A 22,287-nucleotide genomic window follows, 5' to 3' on the forward strand; every position below is an offset into this window, starting at 1 on the left:
GTCAGTCCTCCTTTTTGTAAACCAATTCACCGGCAACAAAAGTCATACAGGTTTGTCCATAAACCTTTGTCCCCGTAAACGGAGTATTTTTGCCTAATGAGAAATATCTTTCTTCTTGCAATACATATTCATGTTCCAAATCAAAGACTGCCAAATCAGCAGGCTTACCCGGAAAAAGCGCACCAGCATCGTTCATTCCGAAACACTTTGCCGGCTTAATGCTCATCAAATCCAGCAACTGTTCAAGACTCATCCTTTGTGTTTTGACAAAGCGTGTATACAAAAGAGCAAAAGCGGTCTCGCTTCCTGTAATACCAAAGGAAGCGTGGCACATACCCCCCATTTTTTCGGAAGCAGCATGCGGTGCATGGTCTGTTGCAATCATATCGATAGTTCCATCCAAAAGCCCCTCAAACAGGGCAGCACAATCGGCCGTACTGCGCAATGGCGGATTCATCTTATAAAAACCATCGTCTGCAGGAATATCCTGATCGGCTAACAGTAAATGATGCGGTGTTACCTCGCACGTTACATTAATATGGTGCTCCTTAGCCAAACGTACAAGTGCTACACTTTCACGAGTTGACAGGTGGCATGCGTGATAGTGAACACCAGTTTCCTGTGCTAATAATAAATCACGTGCAAGCTGGCTTGATTCGCTCAGTCCTGGCATTCCAGGCAATCCCAGTTCAACAGCATAGCGTCCAGCATTCATAACACCGTTTTTTTTCAAAGAATCATCTTCAATGTGTTCGACTATGGGCATCTTCAAAGCAGCAGCAGCCTTCATTGCCTGATACATCGTTTCTGCATTTTGAATACCATTACCATCGTTTGAAAATGCAAAGGCCCCAGCCCGCTTTAATCCAGATAGATCATTGACTTTATCAGAAGTTCGATCCTGGGTAGTTGCAGCATACTGTTTAATATGCACACAACCGTCTTCATGATTTTTTTTAATCATCTTTTGCAAACGTTCAGGTGTGTCAGGTACCGGATCAACATTCGGCATTGCACAGACAGTTGTAAATCCTCCATGGGCAGCAGCTTGGGCGCCTGTCTTAACTGTTTCTTTGTAGGTAAATCCCGGGTCGCGATAATGAACATGAACGTCGACAAGCCCAGGAGAAACAAGTTTTCGACTTGCATCATACTTTTTTACACCAGCTGGAGAAAGTTTATCTAAATTTTCCCCTAGCGCTGAAATTCTGCCGTCTTGTACCAAGATATCAAGTCGATGCAGCTGACCTCCTTGATATACAAGTCCATCGGTTAACAAAAAACTGTTGCCTTTTTTCATTTAAAGACCTCCAAGATGTCTGCCTCTGATTACAGCTTCCAACATAGCCATACGCATAAAGACACCATTCTTCATCTGTGCGGTAAAACGCGATTTTGGCGCTTCGACCAGCTCTGTTGCAAATTCCACTCCACGGTTAACTGGTCCCGGATGCATAATAATTGCGTCATCCTTCAACCGTGCATAACGCTTTAAGGTCATCCCGTAGTGTTCATAATAATCAGCAGTTGAAAATCCATTCTCATCTGTATGACGTTCATGCTGAACACGCAAAAGCATCACAACGTCCATCTCCGAAATGATTTCATCCAGCGTCAAATATTGACCATAAGCATCAAACTCTGGAGAGTACCAGCAGCTGGGGCCTGAAAAGTAAAGTGCAGCCCCTAAACTATGCAGCAGTTCCATATTGCTACGTGCAACTCGAGAGTTAATCAGATCACCCACAATCACAATCTTCAAACCGGCAAAACTGCCAAACTGTTCAAAAATTGTCATCATATCCAGTAAAGATTGTGACGGATGCTGTCCGTTGCCATCACCGGCATTTATAATTCCCATCTTCAGCTGCTGGTGTTCAGTAGGATTGATAAGCGGCCGATAATAGCCGACTTTTGAATGACGGATTACAACTAGCTGAATTCCTAGCGAATTAAGTGCTAAAAGCGTATCGTAGAGGCTTTCTCCTTTGCTCACTGAACTGCTCGAAGGATCAAATGGAATAGTTTGTATCCCTAATTTTCTTTGCGCCATTTCAAAACTGCAGTGTGTTCGTGTACTATTTTCAAAAAAAAGATTTGAAGCATACACCGGCTCTGAAAATTGAGGGACAGTTCCGCCATTTTTAAAAAAAGAAGCTCTTGCAATCAAAGAGCGAACCTGTGCAGCTTGAAGATCTTCGACACTTACAAAGTGTTTCATTGCTACTAAACTATCCATTTTCAACATTTTTTACTCCTTACTTTTCACTGCTTGCTTTTTCCGGAAGAACAAGGTTTAACAAAATTCCAAAAAGAGTTGCTAACGCGATACTGGTCAGTTGGAATTTACCCAGCTGCAGGTACGTACCGCCGATTCCAATCACTAAAACAACAGACGTGATAATCAAGTTGCGTTTTCGTTCATAGTTAATGTGGTTATCTACTAGAATCCGCAACCCGTTTGACGCGATCATTCCAAAGAGCAAGAAACTAATTCCACCGATTACAGGTGAGGGAACAGACTGAATCAAAGCACTGATCTTGCCGACAAAACTGAACACAAGGGCAAAGATTGCTGCGCCCCCCAAAACCCAGACACTGTGAACGCGTGTCATTGCTAGAACACCAATATTTTCACCATAAGAAGTTGTTGGAGGTCCACCTACAAAGCCGGCAATAACTGATGATAAACCATCACCGAACAAGGTACGATGCAACCCAGGATCTTTGAAAAAGTTTCGTTTGGTTAACTTGTTAAGAACCATGATGTGTCCCATGTGTTCAGTCATCGTCACAAACGCAATCGGCGCCATTCCGATAATTGCTGCAGGATACCACTTGAAGTCGTAATTAACGAACATGACACTGAAAGCCGGCAGTGAGAACCATTTAGCCGCACTAACACCTTGCAAATCAACAATTCCCACCGAAAGTGCCACCAGATAACCGCAGATAATGCCTAGTAAAACGGGAATCATACTTATGAACCCTTTGAGAAACATATTAAAAATAATTGTAATTACAAGTGTAAAAATAGCTACGCCAAAGTAACGAAGATCATAATGCGAGTTATTCAGCATTGCATCACTGGCAGCGGTAGTTGCTAATGATAATCCGATTACTATGATAATCGGGCCGACAACTATCGGCGGTAAAATTCGATCAACCCAGCTGGAACCAAAACGGCTGATTAAAACTGAAACAACGACGTAGACCAATCCGGCAGAAATAGCTCCTTGAGCAACCGCCGGGTACCCATAGGCTTTCATTAGGGCCTGCATCGTAACAATAAATGCAAAACTGGAACCAAGATAAGCCGGAATCTTTGCCTTTGTGCATAAGATATAAACGAGTGTCCCAACTCCTGAACTGAACAATGCGATACTGGGATTTATACCGACCAGCAGCGGAACCAAAACTGTGGCACCAAACATGGTAAAAAGATGCTGGATGGAAAGAACCAGCCAGTGTGAGAAACTTGGCCGATCTCCTATATCAAGAATCGCCTCTTCATTTCTGAATTTTTTATTATTTTCCATCTTCAAATTAATCTTCCCTTTCTAATAAAAAAACCTGAATCGCTATTGATCCAGGTCAGCATAAGGTAATCATCACTTACAAAATATTATGTAAAATGATACTTTCAACCTTTTTGCTCTCTCTGGAGTCAATTAAACGGCTGCTATTTAATTTTTTGAATCTCAATAGTATCCTTGCCATCCAGTTCTTCAACGGAGACAGATATCTGTTCATCAAGTGCCGTTGGAATGTTCTTTCCAACGAAGTCTGCACGAATCGGCAATTCACGGTGCCCGCGATCAACCAGTACTGCCACATTGATCTTTCTCGGACGCCCTTGATCCATTAATGCATCTAATGCAGCACGAATTGTTCTGCCGGTGAATAAAACATCATCTACCAAAATTACCTGTTTTTCGGTAATGTCAAAATCAAGTGTAGATGAATTAACAACGGGGTCTGTACGATTATCAATCTCATGCCGATCATCACGATAAAGCGAAATATCAAGCTCTCCGACTGGAACTTTTGCCCCTTCCAACTGTTGCAAACGTTGTGCAATTCTCTTTGCCAGATAAACTCCACGTGTCTTGATACCAATGATTACAAGATCTTCGATTCCCTTATTCTTTTCGATGATTTCATAAGTCATTCTTGTCAAAGCGCGTTTCATTGCCATTGAATCAACAACTTCCTTTGCCATATCAACACTCCCTTTAATTTTTGTCCAATAAAAAACCGCCTAGTCAAACGACTAAGCGGCAGATTACAGTCTAATATCCGAGTTCTAAAAGACACTGCCTTCTTAGCCTCACGGGACTAATTTTAAAGGACTATCATTACTATTAAATTACTAGTATTAATCATTTCTGTCAAGAAATTTCAAAGTTTTTTTAAAAATCGCAGGCAAAGGAACCTCAAAGATCAATTCTTTTCCTGTGCGTGGATGTTTAAAACCCAATTTTCCGGCATGAAGAAACTGCCCATTCCCCTTAATCGTCTTCGTAGGTCCATAAAGTGGATCTCCGACTAGCGGATGGCCGATATACTTCATGTGCACCCTGATCTGATGAGTACGTCCGGTCTCAAGGATACATTTTACCAGAGTGTAATTTTTATACCTTTTTAAAACCTCAAAGTGAGTCCGCGCTGCACGCCCATCTTTAACCACAGCCTGTTTCTTACGGTCTTTTAAAGAACGCCCCAGCGGTGCATCAATTGTGCCCTTTTCTTCTTTCAGTACTCCGTGCACCAATGCAATATATTCACGAATATTACTTTTTTCTCTTAACTGTTGTGCCAAGCTGTGATGAGCAAAGTCATTTTTAGCAACCATTAAAAGCCCAGAAGTGTCCTTATCAATTCTATGAACAATTCCAGGACGAAATTTACCATTAATCGTTGAAAGCGGCGAATGTGCCAGTAAAGCATTTACCAAGGTATGATCTGGATGGCCCGGCGAAGGATGAACCACCATTCCTTGCGGTTTATTAACAACTAAAACATCTTGATCCTCATAAACAATGTCTAGTGGAATCTCTTCTGGCTGCAAATTGATACTTTTAATAGGCGGCGGTGTTAATTCCAGTTCGTCTGCCGGCTGTACCTGATAATTAGGTTTCACTACTTTGCCATTAACCAGCAAGTGTCCTTCTAAAATCCACTGCTTGAGCTGCGATCTTGAATGAGCCGTAAAAAATTCAGCAGCAATTTTATCTACCCGTCCTTTTTGAAAGGTAACTCTGCTCTTTTCACCCACGAAATTCATCTCGCAGCATTGTCACTAAAATAACCAATACACCAACGTTTAATGCTGCATCAGCCACATTAAAGATTGGAAAGTTAATAAAGTCAAGCTGGAACATGTCAACAACATATCCGATCCGCAGACGATCAATAAAATTACCCAATGTACCGCCGATCATCAGACTGATCCCCAATGCGTAAGGCCAATTTTTCCATAACTTTTTAAAATAATACCCCAAGATGCATAAGGCTACGACAGTAATTAAAAATAAAAAAAGTTTTTGACCTGTAAAAATATTCCAGGCAGCTCCGTAGTTGCGGATATGAGCAATTGAAAGAAAGTGCGGAATAAAATCAAAACTTGAGTTTAAAGGAACGTTGCTGACCACAAAAAACTTGACAAGCTGATCCAATAAAACGACTGCAAAAATTAAAAGAAAATAAAGTATCACTGTTAAAAGACCCTCCTGCCCGTGCCACGACACATTAATTGATTTCAAGACCTAATTATACAACACTGCGGTTTAATCTTAAATATCAAAATTATGTCCAAACAGTTTTCCACTTAAAAATCATCGTTAAAACTAACAGGCGCTGTCAATAACGCCGCTTGTAATTTAACAGACTTGAAAAGACTTTTCACAACAATCCTTTGATGAAGAGCTGCCCACTCAAGAGAATATTGACCAAAAAAAAGCGGTACTAATTCAGCAATGGATGTATTAATATCCGCTTCTTGCGGAGCAAGAGCGCACTTAAAAAAAGAAATACGCCCATTTTTAGTACATAAGCGCCATACACCATTATTTTGTGCCAACTGTGAATCGCTCACTGCTAATACAAAATCACCGAAATTAATATTTTTAAAGGGATATCGCAGAATAAAATCTTGCAGGTCGATTATCCGGGCCATCATAAAAGGTTTTACTTGTACGCTTAATGCGAGCGGTTCATTCAGCAACTGTCCTCTATAAACCGGTTCGTCAGATTCAAAAATCACCTGTTCAATATTCCTCCACTGTATATGCAAGAACTGTAATAAACTTTTTTCTGCACCAGCATTCTTAACCAACAATTCCTTAAGAATTAAAGACTTTCTCGTTCTTTTATAGAGAAAATAGCCCTCAAGCTGTTGCTTAGTGTTCAAACAACAGCAAATTTCAATTCTCTCAGCACAAAGATGCTGCCACCACCATTTGGGGCGCAGCAGTCCACCGCTTTTATGTATTAATTGCTGTGTGTAAAAAGACGCAACTTTGTCTAAATACTCTGACAATAAACCTGTTTGTACACTGCTGCTGACAGCTGCTTCTTGCAATCCATCAGCAAGCCGCGGCAACTGGATCTGCTCCGGTGCAATCGTATAGTGCATATGATTGATTGCTGCCCCGTAACCCAGCCTGCGATAAAAAGCATGTGAGAATGGATCTAGGTATGACAACGTCATGCCTGAGGCCGCCATCTGTTCAAGTGCTCTTTGTAATAAAAGTGTTGAGTTTCCTTTCTTTCTAGCGGCCGGAGCGGTCATCACTGACCCGACTGCCCCCATATTATACCTGCAGCCTTGGAAAACAACTTTAAACCGCCACCAAGCAAGCCCGCTCAACAACTGTTCATCCTGTACGAAGCCCAAAACAGTCCCATGAACATGCAGCTCAAAAAATATTTTTCGTAAATCTGGAGTATCATTTTTTTCAAATACATCGCAGAAGAGATGATAAAACATACCAAATTCTTTTGTCGTAATAAGCTCTTTTGGTTTCATTGCTTCCCTTTCTTTCTTAAAAGCCAAAGTACTGAACGCGACTTAAAAATCTATGAGCCTGCTAGGTCACATACTGCAAGACAGAGTTAGGGGCTGGGTCAAAACCCCAAGTTTTGATCCAGCCCCTAACTCTGTCTGCGGATACTAAACTTTCAAAAAACAGTATTGATGAAGACAAGCGCATCTTATTCTACATAAAACGGATTTGAAATTACTAAACGTTGGTCAGGGATTCCTCTAAAAGAACCCCAGCCCTCAATTCTAAAAGGGCCACGTGTAAGAGCAACGTCAATCTTTAACTCTTCTTCAAAGTTTGTACGTGAAAATTCCGCAACGACTTCTTCATTCTGCAGCAGTTTGATTTTTTTTATAGTTTCACCAAATTGCCTGTTTAATTCGTTATCTTGGTTTTGAAACTTGACAGCTAAATGATATGTACCTTGTAAAATTGTCGCGCCCATAAGAATCTCATGTTTTTCTTGCGAACTAAGATTAAATTCCCACTTGGGACCCAAAGTCACATAAAAATTACCCTTGCGAATACTGTCTTTGATCATTTCTTCATTTAACTGCTCTACCCCTAGATAATTAATCGCAACATTTTCTGTTTCTTTTTTAGGGCGATGCCAATCGCGCCCACAACTGGCAGCAAGATGGTGACCCTCTTGCAGCAGCTTTGACCAGAGTGCATACGCTTTTTGGTTATACAACTGTTCTTGGGGAGAGTTGCCGTTTAAAATTTCAATAAAATCAAAGTTGTCCCAGTTTCTCACCAAAAAATCCCAATGACATCCAGTACAGATTGGACTGCCCAGCTCAAACGGATGTGCTACGCCTAAAACTGCACCTGCTTCTTTATTTCTTTTAACCCACAGATCTATATCTGCCGGTTTTGCGTCATACCAGTTAAGTGCCTCGTGTGTTCCCAAGACCAGCATATGCCCATAAAAAGTAGTCCATTCAAGTGAATTATGCAACAGAAAAACTGAAGTCGTTAATCCTTTTTCCTTAATTTCATCATACGCACTCAATGTATTATGATCAGAAATGCTTAGAATTTCGTAGTTACTTTTTGCAGCAGCTTTTAATAGTTCTTCCACTGTTTGATCCGCATCACTATGAACTGTATGCGTATGCCATTCAATACTGTGATAATTCATCGTATTCCTCCAACTCGCTGATAATAATCTTTGCCATGACTAACTTAGAAGCAATACAATGCTGATGCATACTAATCTGCCACTTGCCGCTGATTTTGGCAGGTTTGAGATATCCCAGTGAAGAGTGGGCAGGAGACAGTAAAATCTGCTGCTGTGGTGCTTTGTAGTGATGGTTACCTAAATAACGACCATCTTTTGCAGCTGAAATAGTTACAAGATTTTGCAATGGCAGATATTGCTTTACATTTTGCACTGTTGCAGACTGGTTAGCTGAAAGTAATTCTGCAGCAATCAGCTGTTTTGCACGTGCTAGTTCCACATTTTGCGGTCCGTAAACAAACTCAATTAACAAACCTACTGAGCCGGTAAGCTCGAATTTCAGAGGAATTGTAGTCTTATCGTTTTGAGGACCTAGTTTAAATTGACGGGTTAAGATTGTTCTCAAATTCTCATCTCCACTTCTCCTTGCGCATGTTAACTATTACATACACAATGGCAGAAAGGCTGCACAGCAAAAACAAAATAACAGAAAGAGCAGCTGCTTTATTATAATCCAAGTACTGGTTGAATTCCTTATACAAAACAACTCCTAGCATCTGCGGATTATTTCCGCCCATCAAAAACGGGGTTGTAAAGGAACCCACATTGCTCATGAAAACAAAAGCCCCAGCGATAAAAAATTGCTTATAGGTTGTTGGCAAAATAATTTTAAGCAAAACAGTCCATTTATCAGCACCAATATCACGTGCACTCTCAATAGAAGCTTGCCTCACATTTGCAAGACTTGCAAGTAGCAACAGCGCAGCAAAAGGAATATTAAACCACAGATTTACCATAATGAGTCCATTAGCCGAATACATCAGATTAGGATTAAAAGTAAAACCTAGTGATTGAGCAATACGACTTAAGACGCCACCATTTCTAACAACCAACATCATCGAATAAACGGCAACTAGTCCCGGGATAAACTGCGGAAGAATGGTCAATGCAACCACTGTCTTGCTGAGGCCATTATTGTTAAACCGAATATAAAGGGCCAGCATAAAACCAAACAGCAAAGCTAAAACAACCGTCATAACTGCAACAAACAGAGTGTAACCTATATTGTTCAGCTGGACTTGATCAGTAAAAAAATAGTGGTAGTTATCCAGCGTAAAATGCGAGGTAACCTTATCTCTAAGCGACAGGTTCAGCGATGTAACTACCGGGTAAACAATCAAAAGTAGAATTAGAAAAAATGCCGGCAGAACATAAAGATAAGGCGCCCATTTTTTCTTTAGATCATCGCTTTTTTTCATTTAATTTATTTTACTCCATTTTCAATTTCTGAATCCCATTTCTGAATTAGCTGTGTTGCAAGATCCCCAGTACTAGAAAAGCGGAAGTCTTTTGCATTCAATCCCTTAATGTATTTCAGGTTATCAGATGTAATTTCTTTTTGGTCGATTACAGGAATTGCAGCCATCGTGTCAACTAAGATATTTTGGGCCTTTTTGCCAAGTATAAAGTTCATCACAGCTTCAGCACCCTTTTTGTTAGATCCAATTGAAGGGATAACTAAACTATCGAGGTTTCCAGTAAATGCAGGAGAAATTTGGGTCATCTTAACAGTCTTCGGTAAAGTTCCAGCTGTTAAGGCCATTGTAGTCATATCCTGCCATGCAGGGATCATCTCTACCTGACCATTTGCCAACAGATCCATTGTTCCCTGGTTTTTATTAGGATAAACAACTTTTCCGCCTGATTTGTACATATAGCTGTTCAATGATTTCAGTAAAGACAATCCTTTATCCCACTGGTTAGCCCATTTAGAATCACTTGAAGTCAAGGCAGATTTAGGCAGATAGTTGTAAACTGCTGTTTGTAAAAATGCAGCGCCAGCGCCACCAGATTCTGGTGTGTTATATGCAAATTTTCCAGGATTAGCTTTAATCCAAGTATAGAGCTCTTTAGATGTCTTTGGTGGATTTTTAACTTTAGCCGAATCGTATGCTAAAACAACTGTTGTACCACGATATGGTACTAAGTATCCCTTACCAGCACTAATAGTTGCCTTATCATTTTTGAGGTTTGAAATTTGACTCTTGTCATATTTTTCAAAAATACCCTTGCCTCCAAGTTGGGTGTATGCTGCATAGTCTGAGTCAGATGCAAGAATTAAATCATAATTTGTTTTCTTTTGACCAGCCTTTTTAGCTGCTACCAAGCGATCTTGTAAACTTGCAGCACTCGTTCCTGACAAAATAAACTCTAAATTCAGGTGATATTTTTTACCTTCAGGACTTGCATTGAAAGCTGAAACAATCTTGCTCATCCCATCCTTTACATTTTGCGAGCCGCCTGCCCATAGTGTAACGTTTGTCTGTTTGACACTGCTTGAACTTGCCTTCTTTGAACTTGCACTAGAATTGCTGCAGCCTGCTAATCCCACGAAAAGCAGTATACCTGCTGCAGCTGCTGTTGCCCTTTTCCAAAATTTCATTTTTCTACCCCTTTAATAAAGTTCTGCATTTTTTTTACTTCAAAAAAAATATCTGTTCCTTCTGGATAATTCTCAAAAGCATCTTTTTCAGCAAATAAAACGATTGTTTGCTCTTCAAGCTTCACCATTAGTTGTGAATAGTGCCCCATTTGTGTACTTTGTTGAACTGTTCCATGATAAGTATTCTCTCCTGCTTCTTGAGCAGAAGTAATATGTGCATCTTCCGGCCTGAAAGCAGCAACTCGGTCAGTATCTGCGGTGACAAAATTCATTTCACCGATAAAAGAAGCAACATAAATATCTTTTGGATCATTATAGATTTCACTAGGTGTTCCGACTTGGACAATTTCACCCTTTTTCATGACGGCAATTCTAGTTGAAAGCATCATTGCTTCTTCTTGATCGTGTGTAACAAAGATAATAGTAATCTGCAAACGACGTTGAATTTTCTTTAACTCTTCGCGCATCTGTACTCGAATCTTCGCATCAAGCGCAGAATAAGGTTCATCCAAAAGTAAAATTTCTGGGCGTAATACTAGTGCTCGTCCAATGGCAACACGTTGTTGCTGCCCTCCAGAAAGCTGTTGCGGATATTCTGCAGCCATTGCTTCAATTCCCAACATCGTCAGCATCTCCATGATCCGCTGTTTTCTTTCTGATTTTGAAACTTTACGGAGTTTAAGGCCAAATTCCAGATTTTCAAACACCGTCATTCTTTCCCAAAGATTGTATCCTTGAAAAACCATGATAGTTGATCTTTTTTCTGGCGGCTGCTTCGTGACATCTTTTTCTGCAATCAATATTCTCCCAGTAGTAACCCGTTCGAATCCTCCAATCGAACGCAGCAAAGTACTTTTGCCGCAACCAGAGGGGCCTAAAAGGGTCAGAATCTCACCAGAATTAACTACTAGGTTGATATCCTGAATACCATCACCATTCTCATATTTCTTGGAAAGGTCTTCTATCATAAGCTTGACTGTCATGCATCATCACTCTCTCATTTAATAAATAGTTGTTGCAGAAACGACTTTTTCCCAAAAAACTTGTAACATAACCAGAGAATTAAAACTGCCGGAAGTACTAGCAACAGTGCAAAAATGGCGCCGACCATCGGAGCTTGATCAAGAATAATGCCATACATTGCCGTAGCCATTGTCTTAATTTGTGGGAATCCAATCAGCAAGGTCCCTTGTGATTCATCAAGTGCCCCCAAGAAGGTGTACATAGCCGCAACAATGATTGCCGGCAAAGCACTAGGAAAGGTTATCGTGAAAAATGTCCGTATTGGTCCAGCTCCTACATCGCGTGCAGCTTCCTCTTGTTGACGATAAACATTTTGAAACGCACCAGTAGGAATCCAAATCATAAAGATCATTGTGTTTAAAATGTTAATCAGCACTACCCCCGTCAACGTTCCCATCAACTGCATCTTATAAAAAATTATTCCGATTGCAGTGTAAAGTCCAATTTTAGGGAAAGCATTTGAAAGTAAAAATGAAAAAAGAAATAGGTTTCTTCCCTTAAAGTGATATCGTGCAATCGCATAAGCAGCAGGCAAACAAATCACCATTGAAAAAAACGTCGAAAGAGCAGCCACTAAGAAAGAATTGACAAAAGCTTGTAGCAAGTCGCTTTGCGCAAAGACATTTTTCCACCATGTAAAGCCAAAGCTTAATGGCAATACATGCGGTGCCTGGTATTTATTCGCAAAAGCGAGCATAAATGTATTTAACAATGGTCCATACATAAAGAAAGCAAAAACAAATAATACTAGGAAATTCAATATTAGTTTTTTCCTACTCAAGCTTTTCCATTCCCCTCGAAAATTCATAATAAGCGCTTGCCGCAGTAGTAGTGACATTGTTGACTCCACAAGAGAGAAGTGCATCAACCTCATCAGCATCTCCTGCAGTCCAAACTGATAGTTTTAACCCTGTTGCCTTAAGTAATGTAAGATTAACAGGATGCAGCAATTGAAAGGGAAGGTTGAGCCAGCGGCATCCTTCATCAACTGCTTCTAACAAAACTTTCTTAAAAAAGTGTTTGTCTTTTAACATTCGTTCAAAAGAGTTCTTCGGCGCCAGTGTTTCAATGTTACGCCAGATTAGCGCAGGCCAAAGCTGCTGTTCACTTGCATTCAGCTCACCAGTTAAAACTAAACGCTTATCAAGTCCATACGCACCAGCTAAGGCAATAACATGTTCTGCCAGATTTGGTTCCTTGAGATCACAGTTAAGCAATTTTTTGTCATCGCTATGACTAAAAGTCGCAAAAGCTTCTTTCAGCGTTAATCCCTCTGTAAAAACCTGATCATGTCCCAATATTAACTGGTTTTGGCCTTTATTCCATCTAACATCGATCTCCAAAGCAGCCACAGGCCACTGAGAAGCTTTTTCTAGAAACTGCAAGCTGTTAGGAATAAGACCATCGCTTCCAGAATGTGCTGTAATGATTTTAACCACCCCTTATTAGTTTTTCCGTACGTACGTCTTCTGATTATATATATCTAATGTAAATAATTAGGTACGATTTGAGTAAAAAGTTTGTAAAATTCCATAATAAAATTTGGCAAGTTTATTTGTTCTATAATTTACAAGAAATCGGGCTTTTGTAATAAGGAAATTCTTTAATCATCTTAATAGTTTGTCTATAAAAGATATTTTTAGTTAGCTTAAAAAATTTAATTAATTCCCTATTAAATAGCTTTTTTTTAGAAAGCAGCTTTTACTTATTAGCTTTTAATTACTACAACAACGCTAAAAATTTTTGCCAGTTACTGGCAAAAATTTTCCTTTAACTTACACCTCGCTTAGTCATAATTTTGTAGTAAAGACAAATTATATTCGCAATACATTGTTTAATACTCAGAAACTGTGAATTGTCTATTGTCTTTAGCAAAACAAAAAGATCTAATTCAAAAACCGAAATTAATCAGCCATTGAATTAGATCTTTCTTTAAAATTATTTTATTTTTATTTAATAACCAGAAACTGGGTCAAATCTCACATTTTATCCTGCTATTTATTTTTATCTTACGATATCCGAATTAACGTGTTCCAACAGCCAGCCATTTTCCTCCGTTTTATTACAAATCACTCATAGTCAAATCCAGACTATATTCGCAATTCACACTTAATACTTAAAGAGTACGACTATTGATACTCCCATTTTTTAAACTCAGTAAAGCCCAGAAATTATCCCATCGTTGCTCAAGTTCATTTCATTTGCAGCCGGAACCTTCGGTAATCCTGGCATCGTTAACACGTTACCGGTTAATGCAACGACGAAGCCAGCGCCCAACTTAGGCACAAACTCACGAACATGAATCGTAAAGTCACGTGGTGCGCCGATAGCTTTTGGATCATCAGACAAAGAATACTGAGTTTTTGCCATGCAGACCGGTAAATGATCCCAGCCTAATGTTTTGAAATCCTTTAGCTGACGTAAAGCTTTTGTTCCATATACCACATTTGCACCGCCATAAATCTGTGTAACTATTTTTTCAACTTTTTCCTGCAAATCATCTTCAGGTGCATATAATGGCTTGAAATCATGCTTTTCTTCACACAACTGCGAAACTTTTTCTGCCAATTCTATTGCTCCTTTGCCGCCCTTTGCCCAGACATCAGCAACAAGTGCAGGTGTCCCGTCAGATTCGCAAAGTTCCTTCAAGTGTTTCAACTCTGCTTCAGTATCTGAAGAAAACTGATTAATAGCTACAACAACTGGAATATTATATCGACGCATGTTTGCTACGTGTTTTTGCAAGTTGGCGTAACCTGCAGTAAGTGCTGAAAGATCTTCTTCTTTTAAAGCGTTCTTTGGTTTCCCGCCATGCATCTTAAGTGCACGTACAGTTGCAACTACCACGATCGTATCAGGTGTTTTACCCAAAACAGGTGTCTTAATGTCCAAGAACTTCTCTGCTCCCAGATCAGCGCCAAAACCAGCTTCAGTTAAAGTATAATCTGCAAGTTTAAGCCCTGTCTGTGTCGCTAAGACACTGTTACATCCATGTGCAATGTTTGCAAATGGCCCACCATGGATAATAGCCGGGGTATGAGCAAGAGTCTGAACCAAATTAGGTTTCAGAGCATCCTTCAGTAAGAGCGAAATCGCACCGGTTACACCCAATTGAGCGACAGTTACCGGTTCTTTATCAGTGGTATAACCAATAACTATCCGCCCAATGCGTTTTTTCAAATCCGCAATATCTTCTGCTAAACAAAGAATTGCCATCAATTCACTTGCAACAGTAATGTCAAATCCGTCTTCACGCGGGATTCCTTGTGTAGGCCCACCAATTCCAATGACCACGTGGCGCAACGCCCTATCATTAATATCTAAAACACGTTTCCAAAGAATACGACGCTGATCAAGGTGAAGCTTATTGCCTTGATAAATATGATTATCAATTAAAGCAGAAAGTGTATTGTTGGCAGTCGTCAGTGCGTGCATATCCCCTGTAAAATGAAGATTAATATCTTCCATCGGTACCACTTGGGAATAGCCGCCCCCGGTTGCCCCGCCTTTCATTCCCATGACAGGTCCTAGTGAAGGCTCCCGCAATGCAATAACAGTTTTCTTTTTAAGCAGGCTAAAAGCGTCGCCTAACCCGACAGTAACCGTCGATTTACCTTCCCCTGCTGGAGTAGGGTTTATCGAAGTTACCAAGATAAGTTTCCCGCTTTTACTATTTTCTTTTACCGGAAGTTTAATCTTCGCTTTATAATCCCCGTATTGTTCGATCTGGTCTGAAGATAAACCGGCTTTTTCAGCAATTTTAGTTATCTTATCCATTTTCGCCTGTTGTGCAATTTCTATGTCTTTCAATCCTTTTCCCCCTTGCTGGTTTTAGTCTTAGTATAAATTATTGTTCGTATAATGTCATCAAAAAATACTTTTTTATGCCTACTTTGTTCTAAAAAAAAGCTGTCTCCGTATAAATACGAACTTTTTATTGATCCATAATTAAATTATAAAGAACCTCACGATTGTTTTTCAACATCATTATCTTGTATTTGTGATTTTTATCTCTGAACGAAAGGCCGCCCTTTATTAAAGAAATATCTCTTAGTTCATTAATCTCAATTTTTTTTGTATTTTGTGGTAAAACGGTATGTAAAACAAGTACCTGCGAATCCTGAGCAATCTCGGCCCAACGCAAGAGCAGCTGCAGGATCGCTGTAATAAAAAACAACAAAAAAACAATTGCTGACCAAACTTGAAAAACAGTCAACTCAAGCCATAATAAAAAACCTGCTAGGAGTATCATAAAAGTATACGACCAGCAAGTAAGCGCCATTGCAAGGTCAGGTTGATAGTAAAACTTTGTTTTCATTGCAAAACACCTTTCTTTTAAGGAGCAGATAATTTGATAAAATTATATACAGATGCCGCTACAAAAGGGAACCCTGGCCCGAGTAGCGCAGGGGTACTAATAATCTCACAGGGAAAACAACAGCAATTTTCTTTTGCTCTTTCTCCCAGCTCAAATCATGAAGCAGAATTTAATGCCGCTATCATGGGCTGGAAAAAAGTCGCTGAATTATTTGGTACAAAAGAAACAATTCTATTCTTTAGCGATAGCAAGATCGTTATGGATAGTATTGCAAAAAAATATTCTAAAAGCTACCCTCATCTACTAAAAAAACTGCTGAAGCTGCAGAAAAACTATTCATTGGTCATTAACCGCTGGATTCCTGAAAAAGAAAATCACGGTGCTCATACCTTAGCACTACAGAAACTGCATCAGCTCTAGCCTTTTATATAGCGACTATAAAAAAACGAAAGACGGGTCAAAGCTCTCCCCCTGCCCTTCGTTTTTGCTCTATTGTTTTCAAAAACTAATTAAATTGTCGGTAACTATTTCTTTTTACGACGTCCCCAATATTGAAAAAGATCTGTTCTGATAGAACCATTATAGAGTTTACGTCTTTTTGTTGCACGCTGTCCATAAAAAGTCTCAAATTGCAGATCACTGGTCAAAATATACTTGCTCCATGAGGTCAATGGCCGATAAACGTCTCCCATTTGACGGTAAAGCTCACGTGCGGCCTCTTGATCGCTTAAACGTTCACCATAAGGAGGATTAGCAACAATTACACCATTTTCCAGATCAGTTTTAAAATCCTTAACAGCCAGCTGTTTAAAGCGCACATTATGCAAAAGACCAGCTTCCTGTGCATTCAGACGGGAAATATCAATCATCTTGCCATCAATGTCGTAACCCCTTATATCAAGTTCACGGTCATAATCCGCTTGAGCATCCGCGGATGCACGAACTTCTTGTGCTAATTCCTGTGGCATATTAGTCCAAGTTTCACAAATGAAGTCACGATTGAACCCTGGCGCAATATTGTGTCCAATCAACGCGGCCTCTAGTGGAATCGTGCCTGAACCGCAGACCGGATCTACAAATGTTTTTTCGGGGTACCAGTGTGCCAGTAAAACCAAAGCTGCTGCCATATTTTCTTTTAAAGGAGCCGGTCCTTTTTCTACACGGTAACCACGTTTAAAAAGGCTTGAACCGCTTGTATCTAGGGTCAAAAGCACCTGGTCTTTGTTAAGTGCTACTTCTAGCGGATACTTTGCACCAGTTTCAGGTAGACGGGTTCTTCTATGGTAAACAGTACTCATTTTGTCAACAATCGCTTTTTTTACAATTGATTGCACATCGGGAACGCTGAAAAGCTTTGATTTTTGCGATTTGCCTTCCACAGGGAAAGCGGCATCTAAAGGTAAATATTCATCCCAAGGCAATGCCTTAACTTTTTCAAAAAGTTCTTCAAAAGAAGTTGCTCTAAAGTCCGCAACAATAATTTTTACTCTATCCGCTGTCCGTAACCAAAGATTGGTTTGCAATATATCTTCAAAGGTTCCTTGAAAACGTGCTCTGCCATTTTCCACCTGTGTTTCATATCCAAGATGCCGCAATTCATTTCCGACTAAGCCCTCTATTCCAGAAGCCGCAGTTGCCAACAACTCATATTTTTTCATTTTGTATGTCATTCCTTCATTTATTTTTCAAAAGAAAAAGGCTAGGAATATCCGAAAATACTCCTAACCAGTCCTGTGATGAAGTCCTCTATAAGCCACGTTCCGTACGTCATCCGGTTCAGGAAACCGAAATCGGTGGTAATCATCTATCTCCAGGCAAAATGCCTGCCCCCATGATTAGTTCATTTCCGTCATGAAGCGCCCCTACCAAAGTTTGGGTTACCTGCTCGCGGGGTTTACCTCGTTCCACCAATATCGTTTCCGATATTGTTTCGTCACTGTGGCACTTTTCAAAACTACTAAAGCATAGTCAAACCTTAGCTTTTTTGTCTGCCGTTACCATAAAGGTACCTTGCCTTATTTTTTCAGCAAGCACGATCACTACAAGCATCTCAGCTTGTGCAAGCTTGGACTTTCCTCAGTCTGCATAAAGCAAACCGCGATTACCAGAAAACTTCATCAAAAATTATGCCAGTTATTAGAAATGGCTCTCTTGATCCGTATCATTATTCAACTGAGCACCAAAGACATGCCGCTCAAGATTTGATAAACGTTTCAAGATATCCATATTCGTCACGTTGGATGTAGGATGGCTTGCTTGTCCACTCTTACCTACTGCAAGTTGCTTGGTAAGCTCATCTACCTTGCTGACGAGACGATCATTTTCCATCTGCAAGCGCTGTGTTTCTTTAGAATACGTCTCATAATCCTTGATTACATCATCAAGGAATTCATCCACATCTGCAGGATCATAGCCACGCATTTTAGGTTTGAAGTTCTTATTTACAATGTCTTTAGGCGTGAAATTTATCTTATCCACAGAAATGCACCTCATATTCTCTAGAAAACTAACTTCGTAACTTTTTTAATTATACCAAAGTTTCTTATTATTGCAAACCATTATCTCTTTTTCTCTCAATAAATTCTCTAGCACTTGTTTCCAACCAGTCCATATCAATTAAAGTTAAAGGGTAGTCGTGTGTTTCTTGGTATTTTTTTACTGCTTCATAAGGATACTTGGTCTTTCCTTCGTATTCAGGATCATACACAAAAACTGCTCCTTCAGTATGGGCCAGCATGAATTCCTGCCAATTACGCAGCTGATGCGGGCTTTTGTAAGGGTCTGTACTGATGCTTGCCGAAAAAGAAACAGCCTGCTTAATTACTTGATACTTCGCTTGTTTATCCTCACGCCAATTCTGTTCAAACTCTTGATACGGCAGCATCATTGCAGTTTTTAATTCAGGATAATCCTTTTTAAGTTCATTTGCAGTTTCCAATCCCCACTGTTCTATTCCAAGCTGCCCACCGGCTAAAATCCATTCAAGTCCATTTTCCGTTAACTTTTGGAGCAGGTATTCTTTTAAAGTATTTTTAATAACCTCGATTTTAGGATCAGATTCTTTGAAAATGTTCAGCTCGTAGCTACGGTAGCCTGACAACCAGATTTTCATTCTCCTCTTTCCTCCTTTAATATCATATCCATTATATAGTATAAGAAAAATACCCCATCAGCAAGCACGCCTTCAGAGGGCTTTTGCCAAGTATGAATGATGTTGGTATAATAAGTCGAATGGAGTGATGGAGCATGGTCATCAGATATCCGAACGGCCAAAATTATAAACCGGCTTCTGTAAAAAAAAGCCGAAAAAATAATAATGTTATTTTTGGTAATCGCGGCATGTCGCTTGAAGAAGAGCTAAATCAAAGCAATACTTATTATCTGCACCGAGAGATTGCCGTGGTTCATAAAAAACCCATCCCGATTCAATTAGTGCAGGTTGATTACCCTAAACGCAGTGCTGCAGTTATCAAAGAAGCCTACTTTAAGCAGGCTTCTACGACAGATTACAACGGCGTATATCATGGGTATTATATTGACTTCGAAGCCAAAGAGACACGCAGCAAAACATCCTTTCCGCTCAATAACTTCCATGAGCATCAAGTTGAACACATGAAAGCTTGTGTTAGGCAAGGAGGGATTTGTTTTACTATTATTAAGTTTTGTGCAACTCAGGAACTTTTTTTGCTTCCGGTCGCAACTTTACTTAAGTATTGGGACAACCAAGGCCATGGCCGCAAATCAATTCCAAAAAAGGTAATTGCAACAACCGGCTTTCCGATTATATATCATGTCCAGCCGCTTGTTCCCTATTTAGCCTGCGTAGACAAGCTGATTGAAAATCTTCATACTACAAAAGGAGTAAGTCATGAGTAATAAAGACCCTAAACTCTCACGGGTTGCACGTCGAAAGCAAAACGTGAGGAAAAACAAACCGCAAGGTAAATTTAAAAAAATTTTTAAAAGAAGTTTACTGACCCTGCTGATAGTAATTGAAGTTGCAGTTGCTTTAGGAGCAACCATCTTTTTTGTCTATGCCAAGAGTGCCCCTGCTCTGACAGAAAAGGCGCTCACCAGTGCAGGATCAACTGTACTTTATGACTCAGAAGGCAAAAAAATTGTCAGTCTGGGAGCACAAAATCGCCAGTATGTAGACAGTAAGGATATTCCCCAAACTTTAAAAGATGCTGTTGTTTCAATTGAAGACCGGCGTTTCTACAAACATCATGGAGTTGACCCTGTCAGAATCTTAGGAGCAGCTGTATCCAATGTATCAGGTTCTTCTGGACTTCAAGGCGGCAGTACCCTTGATCAGCAGTTGATAAAACTATCTTTTTTCTCAACTAAACGTTCTGATCAAACATTCAAACGTAAGGCACAAGAAGCCTGGTTAGCACTGAAGATGGATAATACTTACAGCAAAGAACAGATCCTAACCTTTTATGTTAACAAGGTCTTCATGGGGGATAGCACCTACGGGATGCAGACTGCTGCACATTATTATTATGGCAGATCCCTCAGTAAGCTTGACCTAGCACAAACGGCCCTAATTGCCGGGATACCGAATGCACCTTCCAGCTATAATCCAATTTCAAATGCAAAATTAGCAACACAGCGCCGCAACGAGGTTTTGGATGCGATGGTTGAAAATAAAAAAATTACGTCTGCACAGGCTAGTCAAGCTAAACAAGAAGATGTTACAAAGGATTTAGTACAAAACCATAGTGCTACTCAGACCACTGAAAAGGCAAAAATTGCTGATCCTTATATCAAACAAGTTATTCAAGAGGCCCGTAGCAAGGGATACGACCCTTATAACAACAGCCTTAAAATTTACACTAATCTGAATATGAAAGCACAGAAACGCCTATATAATCTTGCTAATAACACTGCTGAAATCAATTATCCAGATGATAAAATTCAAGTTGCTTCTACAGTTGTCGATCCTAACAACGGTAAAATTGTAGCAATGATCGGCGGTCGAAAAAGCGGGGATGTGACATACGGTTTAAACAGGGCTGTTCAAACTGACAGAACTAATGGTTCAACTGCAAAACCGCTGATGGATTACGGACCTGCAATCGAATATCTCAGCTGGGCAACCTATCATCAACTTAAAGATACGAAATACATTTATCCGGGAACAAATATTGAGCTTTCTGATTTTGATCATCAACACTTAGGAACAATGACGATGCGCAGTGCGTTAACACAGTCGCGCAACATTCCTGCAATTAGAGCGTTAGAAGCAGTCGGTATTACCAAGGCCCAGAATTTTGTCAACAAGTTAGGATTCAAATATGATAAAACACTTGAATTTCAAAATGGAATTGGTTTACCGTCTTCTACACTCCAAAATGCTGCAGCTTATGCAGCTTTTGCAAATGGCGGTACTTATTATAAACCTACTTACATCAATAGCATTGAAACAGCTGATGGAGAAACCAAGACATATTCAAGTGAAGGCACACAGGCTATGCAGTCTTCTACAGCCTATATGATTACTGATATGTTGAAAAATGTTATCAACACTTCCCAAGGAACTGGACGTTATGCTGATATCAGCGGTTTGTATCAAGCCGGAAAAACCGGTACCAACAGTTATCCCGCTGATATTGCTGCTAAGTTTCCTTCTTCTGCTGATATGGACTCTTGGTTTAACGGCTACACAAAGCATTACTCAATCTCTGTATGGGTAGGATACGATCATCCTTATGAGACCGGTAATTATTTAACTGCCGATTCTGCAAGGATTGCTTCTTACTTCTACAAGTATGCAATGGAGTCTCTTTCAGAAGGAAAAACCAATACTGATTGGGAAAAGCCGAGCAATGTTTATACAAAAACAGTGAATGGTATTCGCGAATTGTATCTCGCCGGTTCTCCTGAACCAGTTCCCGACTCAGATTCAAGCAGTTCTTCAAACAGTGAAAGCTCAAGTTCCAGTTCTAGTTCGAGCTCAAGTTCCAGTTCTAGTTCGAGTTCAAGCTCAAGTTCAAGTTCCAGTTCAGAACCTTCCTCTTCTGAACCATCAAGCAGTGAATTACCATCTGAACCTGAGTCTCAAAGTTCAGAAAGTTCATCGTCTTCGCAAAATTCTAATCCTTCTTCATCAGAACCATCACAACTATCAAGCAGTGAACCTTCATCCTCTTCAAATTCTTCATCAACGCCTTAATTAAACAGCTTTAAAAATAAGCCTCTGAGAGCAGCTGCAACTCTCAGAGGCTTATTTTTTTAATCAGGTACTGGGTCAACCCTTATATTTTGGCTC

22 protein-coding genes and 1 other RNA gene are annotated in these 22,287 nt (G+C 39.9%); 3 read left to right on the forward strand and 20 right to left on the reverse strand.

What is annotated here, in order from left to right:
- Nucleotide 1 precedes the first annotated feature (1 nt).
- From FD46_RS07605 to FD46_RS07680, 16 genes are all read right to left on the reverse strand, one after another.
- The gene (locus tag FD46_RS07605; protein ID WP_057896554.1) at nt 2-1,300 is read right to left on the reverse strand and encodes a dihydroorotase; all 1,299 of its coding nucleotides are present in this window, start codon (nt 1,298-1,300) and stop codon (nt 2-4) included.
- Nucleotides 1,301-2,239, reverse strand: a complete 939-nt coding sequence (locus FD46_RS07610; RefSeq protein WP_083479414.1) for an aspartate carbamoyltransferase catalytic subunit — start codon at nt 2,237-2,239, stop codon at nt 1,301-1,303.
- A gap of 19 nt (nt 2,240-2,258) precedes the next feature.
- Nucleotides 2,259-3,539 (reverse strand): uracil-xanthine permease family protein, encoded by a 1,281-nt coding sequence (locus FD46_RS07615; RefSeq protein ID WP_057896556.1) that lies wholly within the window; start codon nt 3,537-3,539, stop codon nt 2,259-2,261.
- Between the two features lie 143 nt (nt 3,540-3,682).
- A complete protein-coding gene (gene pyrR / locus FD46_RS07620; protein WP_057896557.1) occupies nt 3,683-4,222 on the reverse strand; it encodes a bifunctional pyr operon transcriptional regulator/uracil phosphoribosyltransferase PyrR in 540 nt (179 codons plus the stop codon).
- Between the two features lie 156 nt (nt 4,223-4,378).
- On the reverse strand, nt 4,379-5,287 hold the full coding sequence (locus FD46_RS07625; protein WP_057896558.1) for an RluA family pseudouridine synthase: 909 nt from the start codon (nt 5,285-5,287) through the stop codon (nt 4,379-4,381).
- Entirely contained in the window at nt 5,271-5,717 is a 447-nt protein-coding gene (gene lspA, locus FD46_RS07630; protein WP_057896559.1) for a signal peptidase II, read from the reverse strand. Before lspA ends, FD46_RS07625 begins: the two co-directional genes overlap by 17 nt.
- A gap of 113 nt (nt 5,718-5,830) precedes the next feature.
- On the reverse strand, nt 5,831-7,030 hold the full coding sequence (locus FD46_RS07635) for a GNAT family N-acetyltransferase (RefSeq protein WP_057896560.1): 1,200 nt from the start codon (nt 7,028-7,030) through the stop codon (nt 5,831-5,833).
- A gap of 185 nt (nt 7,031-7,215) precedes the next feature.
- Nucleotides 7,216-8,190, reverse strand: a complete 975-nt coding sequence (locus FD46_RS07640; RefSeq protein ID WP_057896561.1) for a CehA/McbA family metallohydrolase — start codon at nt 8,188-8,190, stop codon at nt 7,216-7,218.
- The gene (locus FD46_RS07645) at nt 8,171-8,635 is read right to left on the reverse strand and encodes a hypothetical protein (RefSeq protein WP_057896562.1); all 465 of its coding nucleotides are present in this window, start codon (nt 8,633-8,635) and stop codon (nt 8,171-8,173) included. The genes FD46_RS07640 and FD46_RS07645 overlap by 20 nt, the downstream gene beginning before the upstream one ends.
- A gap of 4 nt (nt 8,636-8,639) precedes the next feature.
- On the reverse strand, nt 8,640-9,488 hold the full coding sequence (locus FD46_RS07650; protein ID WP_057896563.1) for an ABC transporter permease: 849 nt from the start codon (nt 9,486-9,488) through the stop codon (nt 8,640-8,642).
- A gap of 5 nt (nt 9,489-9,493) precedes the next feature.
- A complete protein-coding gene (locus tag FD46_RS07655; RefSeq protein WP_057896564.1) occupies nt 9,494-10,672 on the reverse strand; it encodes an extracellular solute-binding protein in 1,179 nt (392 codons plus the stop codon).
- The gene (locus FD46_RS07660; protein WP_057896565.1) at nt 10,669-11,655 is read right to left on the reverse strand and encodes an ABC transporter ATP-binding protein; all 987 of its coding nucleotides are present in this window, start codon (nt 11,653-11,655) and stop codon (nt 10,669-10,671) included. Before FD46_RS07660 ends, FD46_RS07655 begins: the two co-directional genes overlap by 4 nt.
- A gap of 14 nt (nt 11,656-11,669) precedes the next feature.
- The gene (locus FD46_RS07665) at nt 11,670-12,455 is read right to left on the reverse strand and encodes an ABC transporter permease (protein WP_235805602.1); all 786 of its coding nucleotides are present in this window, start codon (nt 12,453-12,455) and stop codon (nt 11,670-11,672) included.
- A gap of 13 nt (nt 12,456-12,468) precedes the next feature.
- Nucleotides 12,469-13,134: a glycerophosphodiester phosphodiesterase gene (locus FD46_RS07670; RefSeq protein ID WP_057896567.1), complete on the reverse strand. Its 666-nt coding sequence runs from the start codon at nt 13,132-13,134 to the stop codon at nt 12,469-12,471.
- A gap of 715 nt (nt 13,135-13,849) precedes the next feature.
- Entirely contained in the window at nt 13,850-15,505 is a 1,656-nt protein-coding gene (locus FD46_RS07675) for a formate--tetrahydrofolate ligase (protein WP_057896568.1), read from the reverse strand.
- A 124-nt stretch (nt 15,506-15,629) separates the two neighbouring features.
- Nucleotides 15,630-16,013, reverse strand: coding sequence for an EbsA family protein (locus FD46_RS07680; RefSeq protein WP_057896569.1), 384 nt, complete (start codon nt 16,011-16,013; stop codon nt 15,630-15,632).
- A 33-nt stretch (nt 16,014-16,046) separates the two neighbouring features.
- Here FD46_RS07680 and FD46_RS07685 point away from each other — a divergent pair, with 33 nt between their 5' ends.
- A complete protein-coding gene (locus FD46_RS07685; protein WP_057896570.1) occupies nt 16,047-16,433 on the forward strand; it encodes a ribonuclease HI family protein in 387 nt (128 codons plus the stop codon).
- A gap of 104 nt (nt 16,434-16,537) precedes the next feature.
- Here FD46_RS07685 and FD46_RS07690 read toward each other — a convergent pair whose 3' ends face one another.
- The 4 genes from FD46_RS07690 to FD46_RS07700 all read right to left on the reverse strand — a co-directional run bounded on the left by FD46_RS07690 (nt 16,538) and on the right by FD46_RS07700 (nt 19,125).
- Nucleotides 16,538-17,671: a THUMP domain-containing class I SAM-dependent RNA methyltransferase gene (locus FD46_RS07690; RefSeq protein WP_057896571.1), complete on the reverse strand. Its 1,134-nt coding sequence runs from the start codon at nt 17,669-17,671 to the stop codon at nt 16,538-16,540.
- 86 nt (nt 17,672-17,757) lie between these two features.
- Nucleotides 17,758-18,126, reverse strand: an RNA gene (gene rnpB / locus FD46_RS10245) — RNase P RNA component class B.
- A gap of 23 nt (nt 18,127-18,149) precedes the next feature.
- Nucleotides 18,150-18,491: a cell division regulator GpsB gene (gene gpsB / locus FD46_RS07695; protein ID WP_057896572.1), complete on the reverse strand. Its 342-nt coding sequence runs from the start codon at nt 18,489-18,491 to the stop codon at nt 18,150-18,152.
- 67 nt (nt 18,492-18,558) lie between these two features.
- Entirely contained in the window at nt 18,559-19,125 is a 567-nt protein-coding gene (locus FD46_RS07700; protein ID WP_057896573.1) for an SLOG family protein, read from the reverse strand.
- Nucleotides 19,126-19,259: 134 nt separating this feature from the next.
- Here FD46_RS07700 and recU point away from each other — a divergent pair, with 134 nt between their 5' ends.
- Nucleotides 19,260-19,889: a Holliday junction resolvase RecU gene (gene recU, locus FD46_RS07705; RefSeq protein WP_057896574.1), complete on the forward strand. Its 630-nt coding sequence runs from the start codon at nt 19,260-19,262 to the stop codon at nt 19,887-19,889.
- The gene (locus FD46_RS07710) at nt 19,882-22,191 is read left to right on the forward strand and encodes a transglycosylase domain-containing protein (RefSeq protein WP_057896575.1); all 2,310 of its coding nucleotides are present in this window, start codon (nt 19,882-19,884) and stop codon (nt 22,189-22,191) included. The genes recU and FD46_RS07710 overlap by 8 nt, the downstream gene beginning before the upstream one ends.
- Nucleotides 22,192-22,287 lie beyond the last annotated feature (96 nt).

It is taken from the genome of Liquorilactobacillus oeni DSM 19972, from assembly GCF_001436275.1.
Taxonomy (GTDB): domain Bacteria; phylum Bacillota; class Bacilli; order Lactobacillales; family Lactobacillaceae; genus Liquorilactobacillus; species Liquorilactobacillus oeni.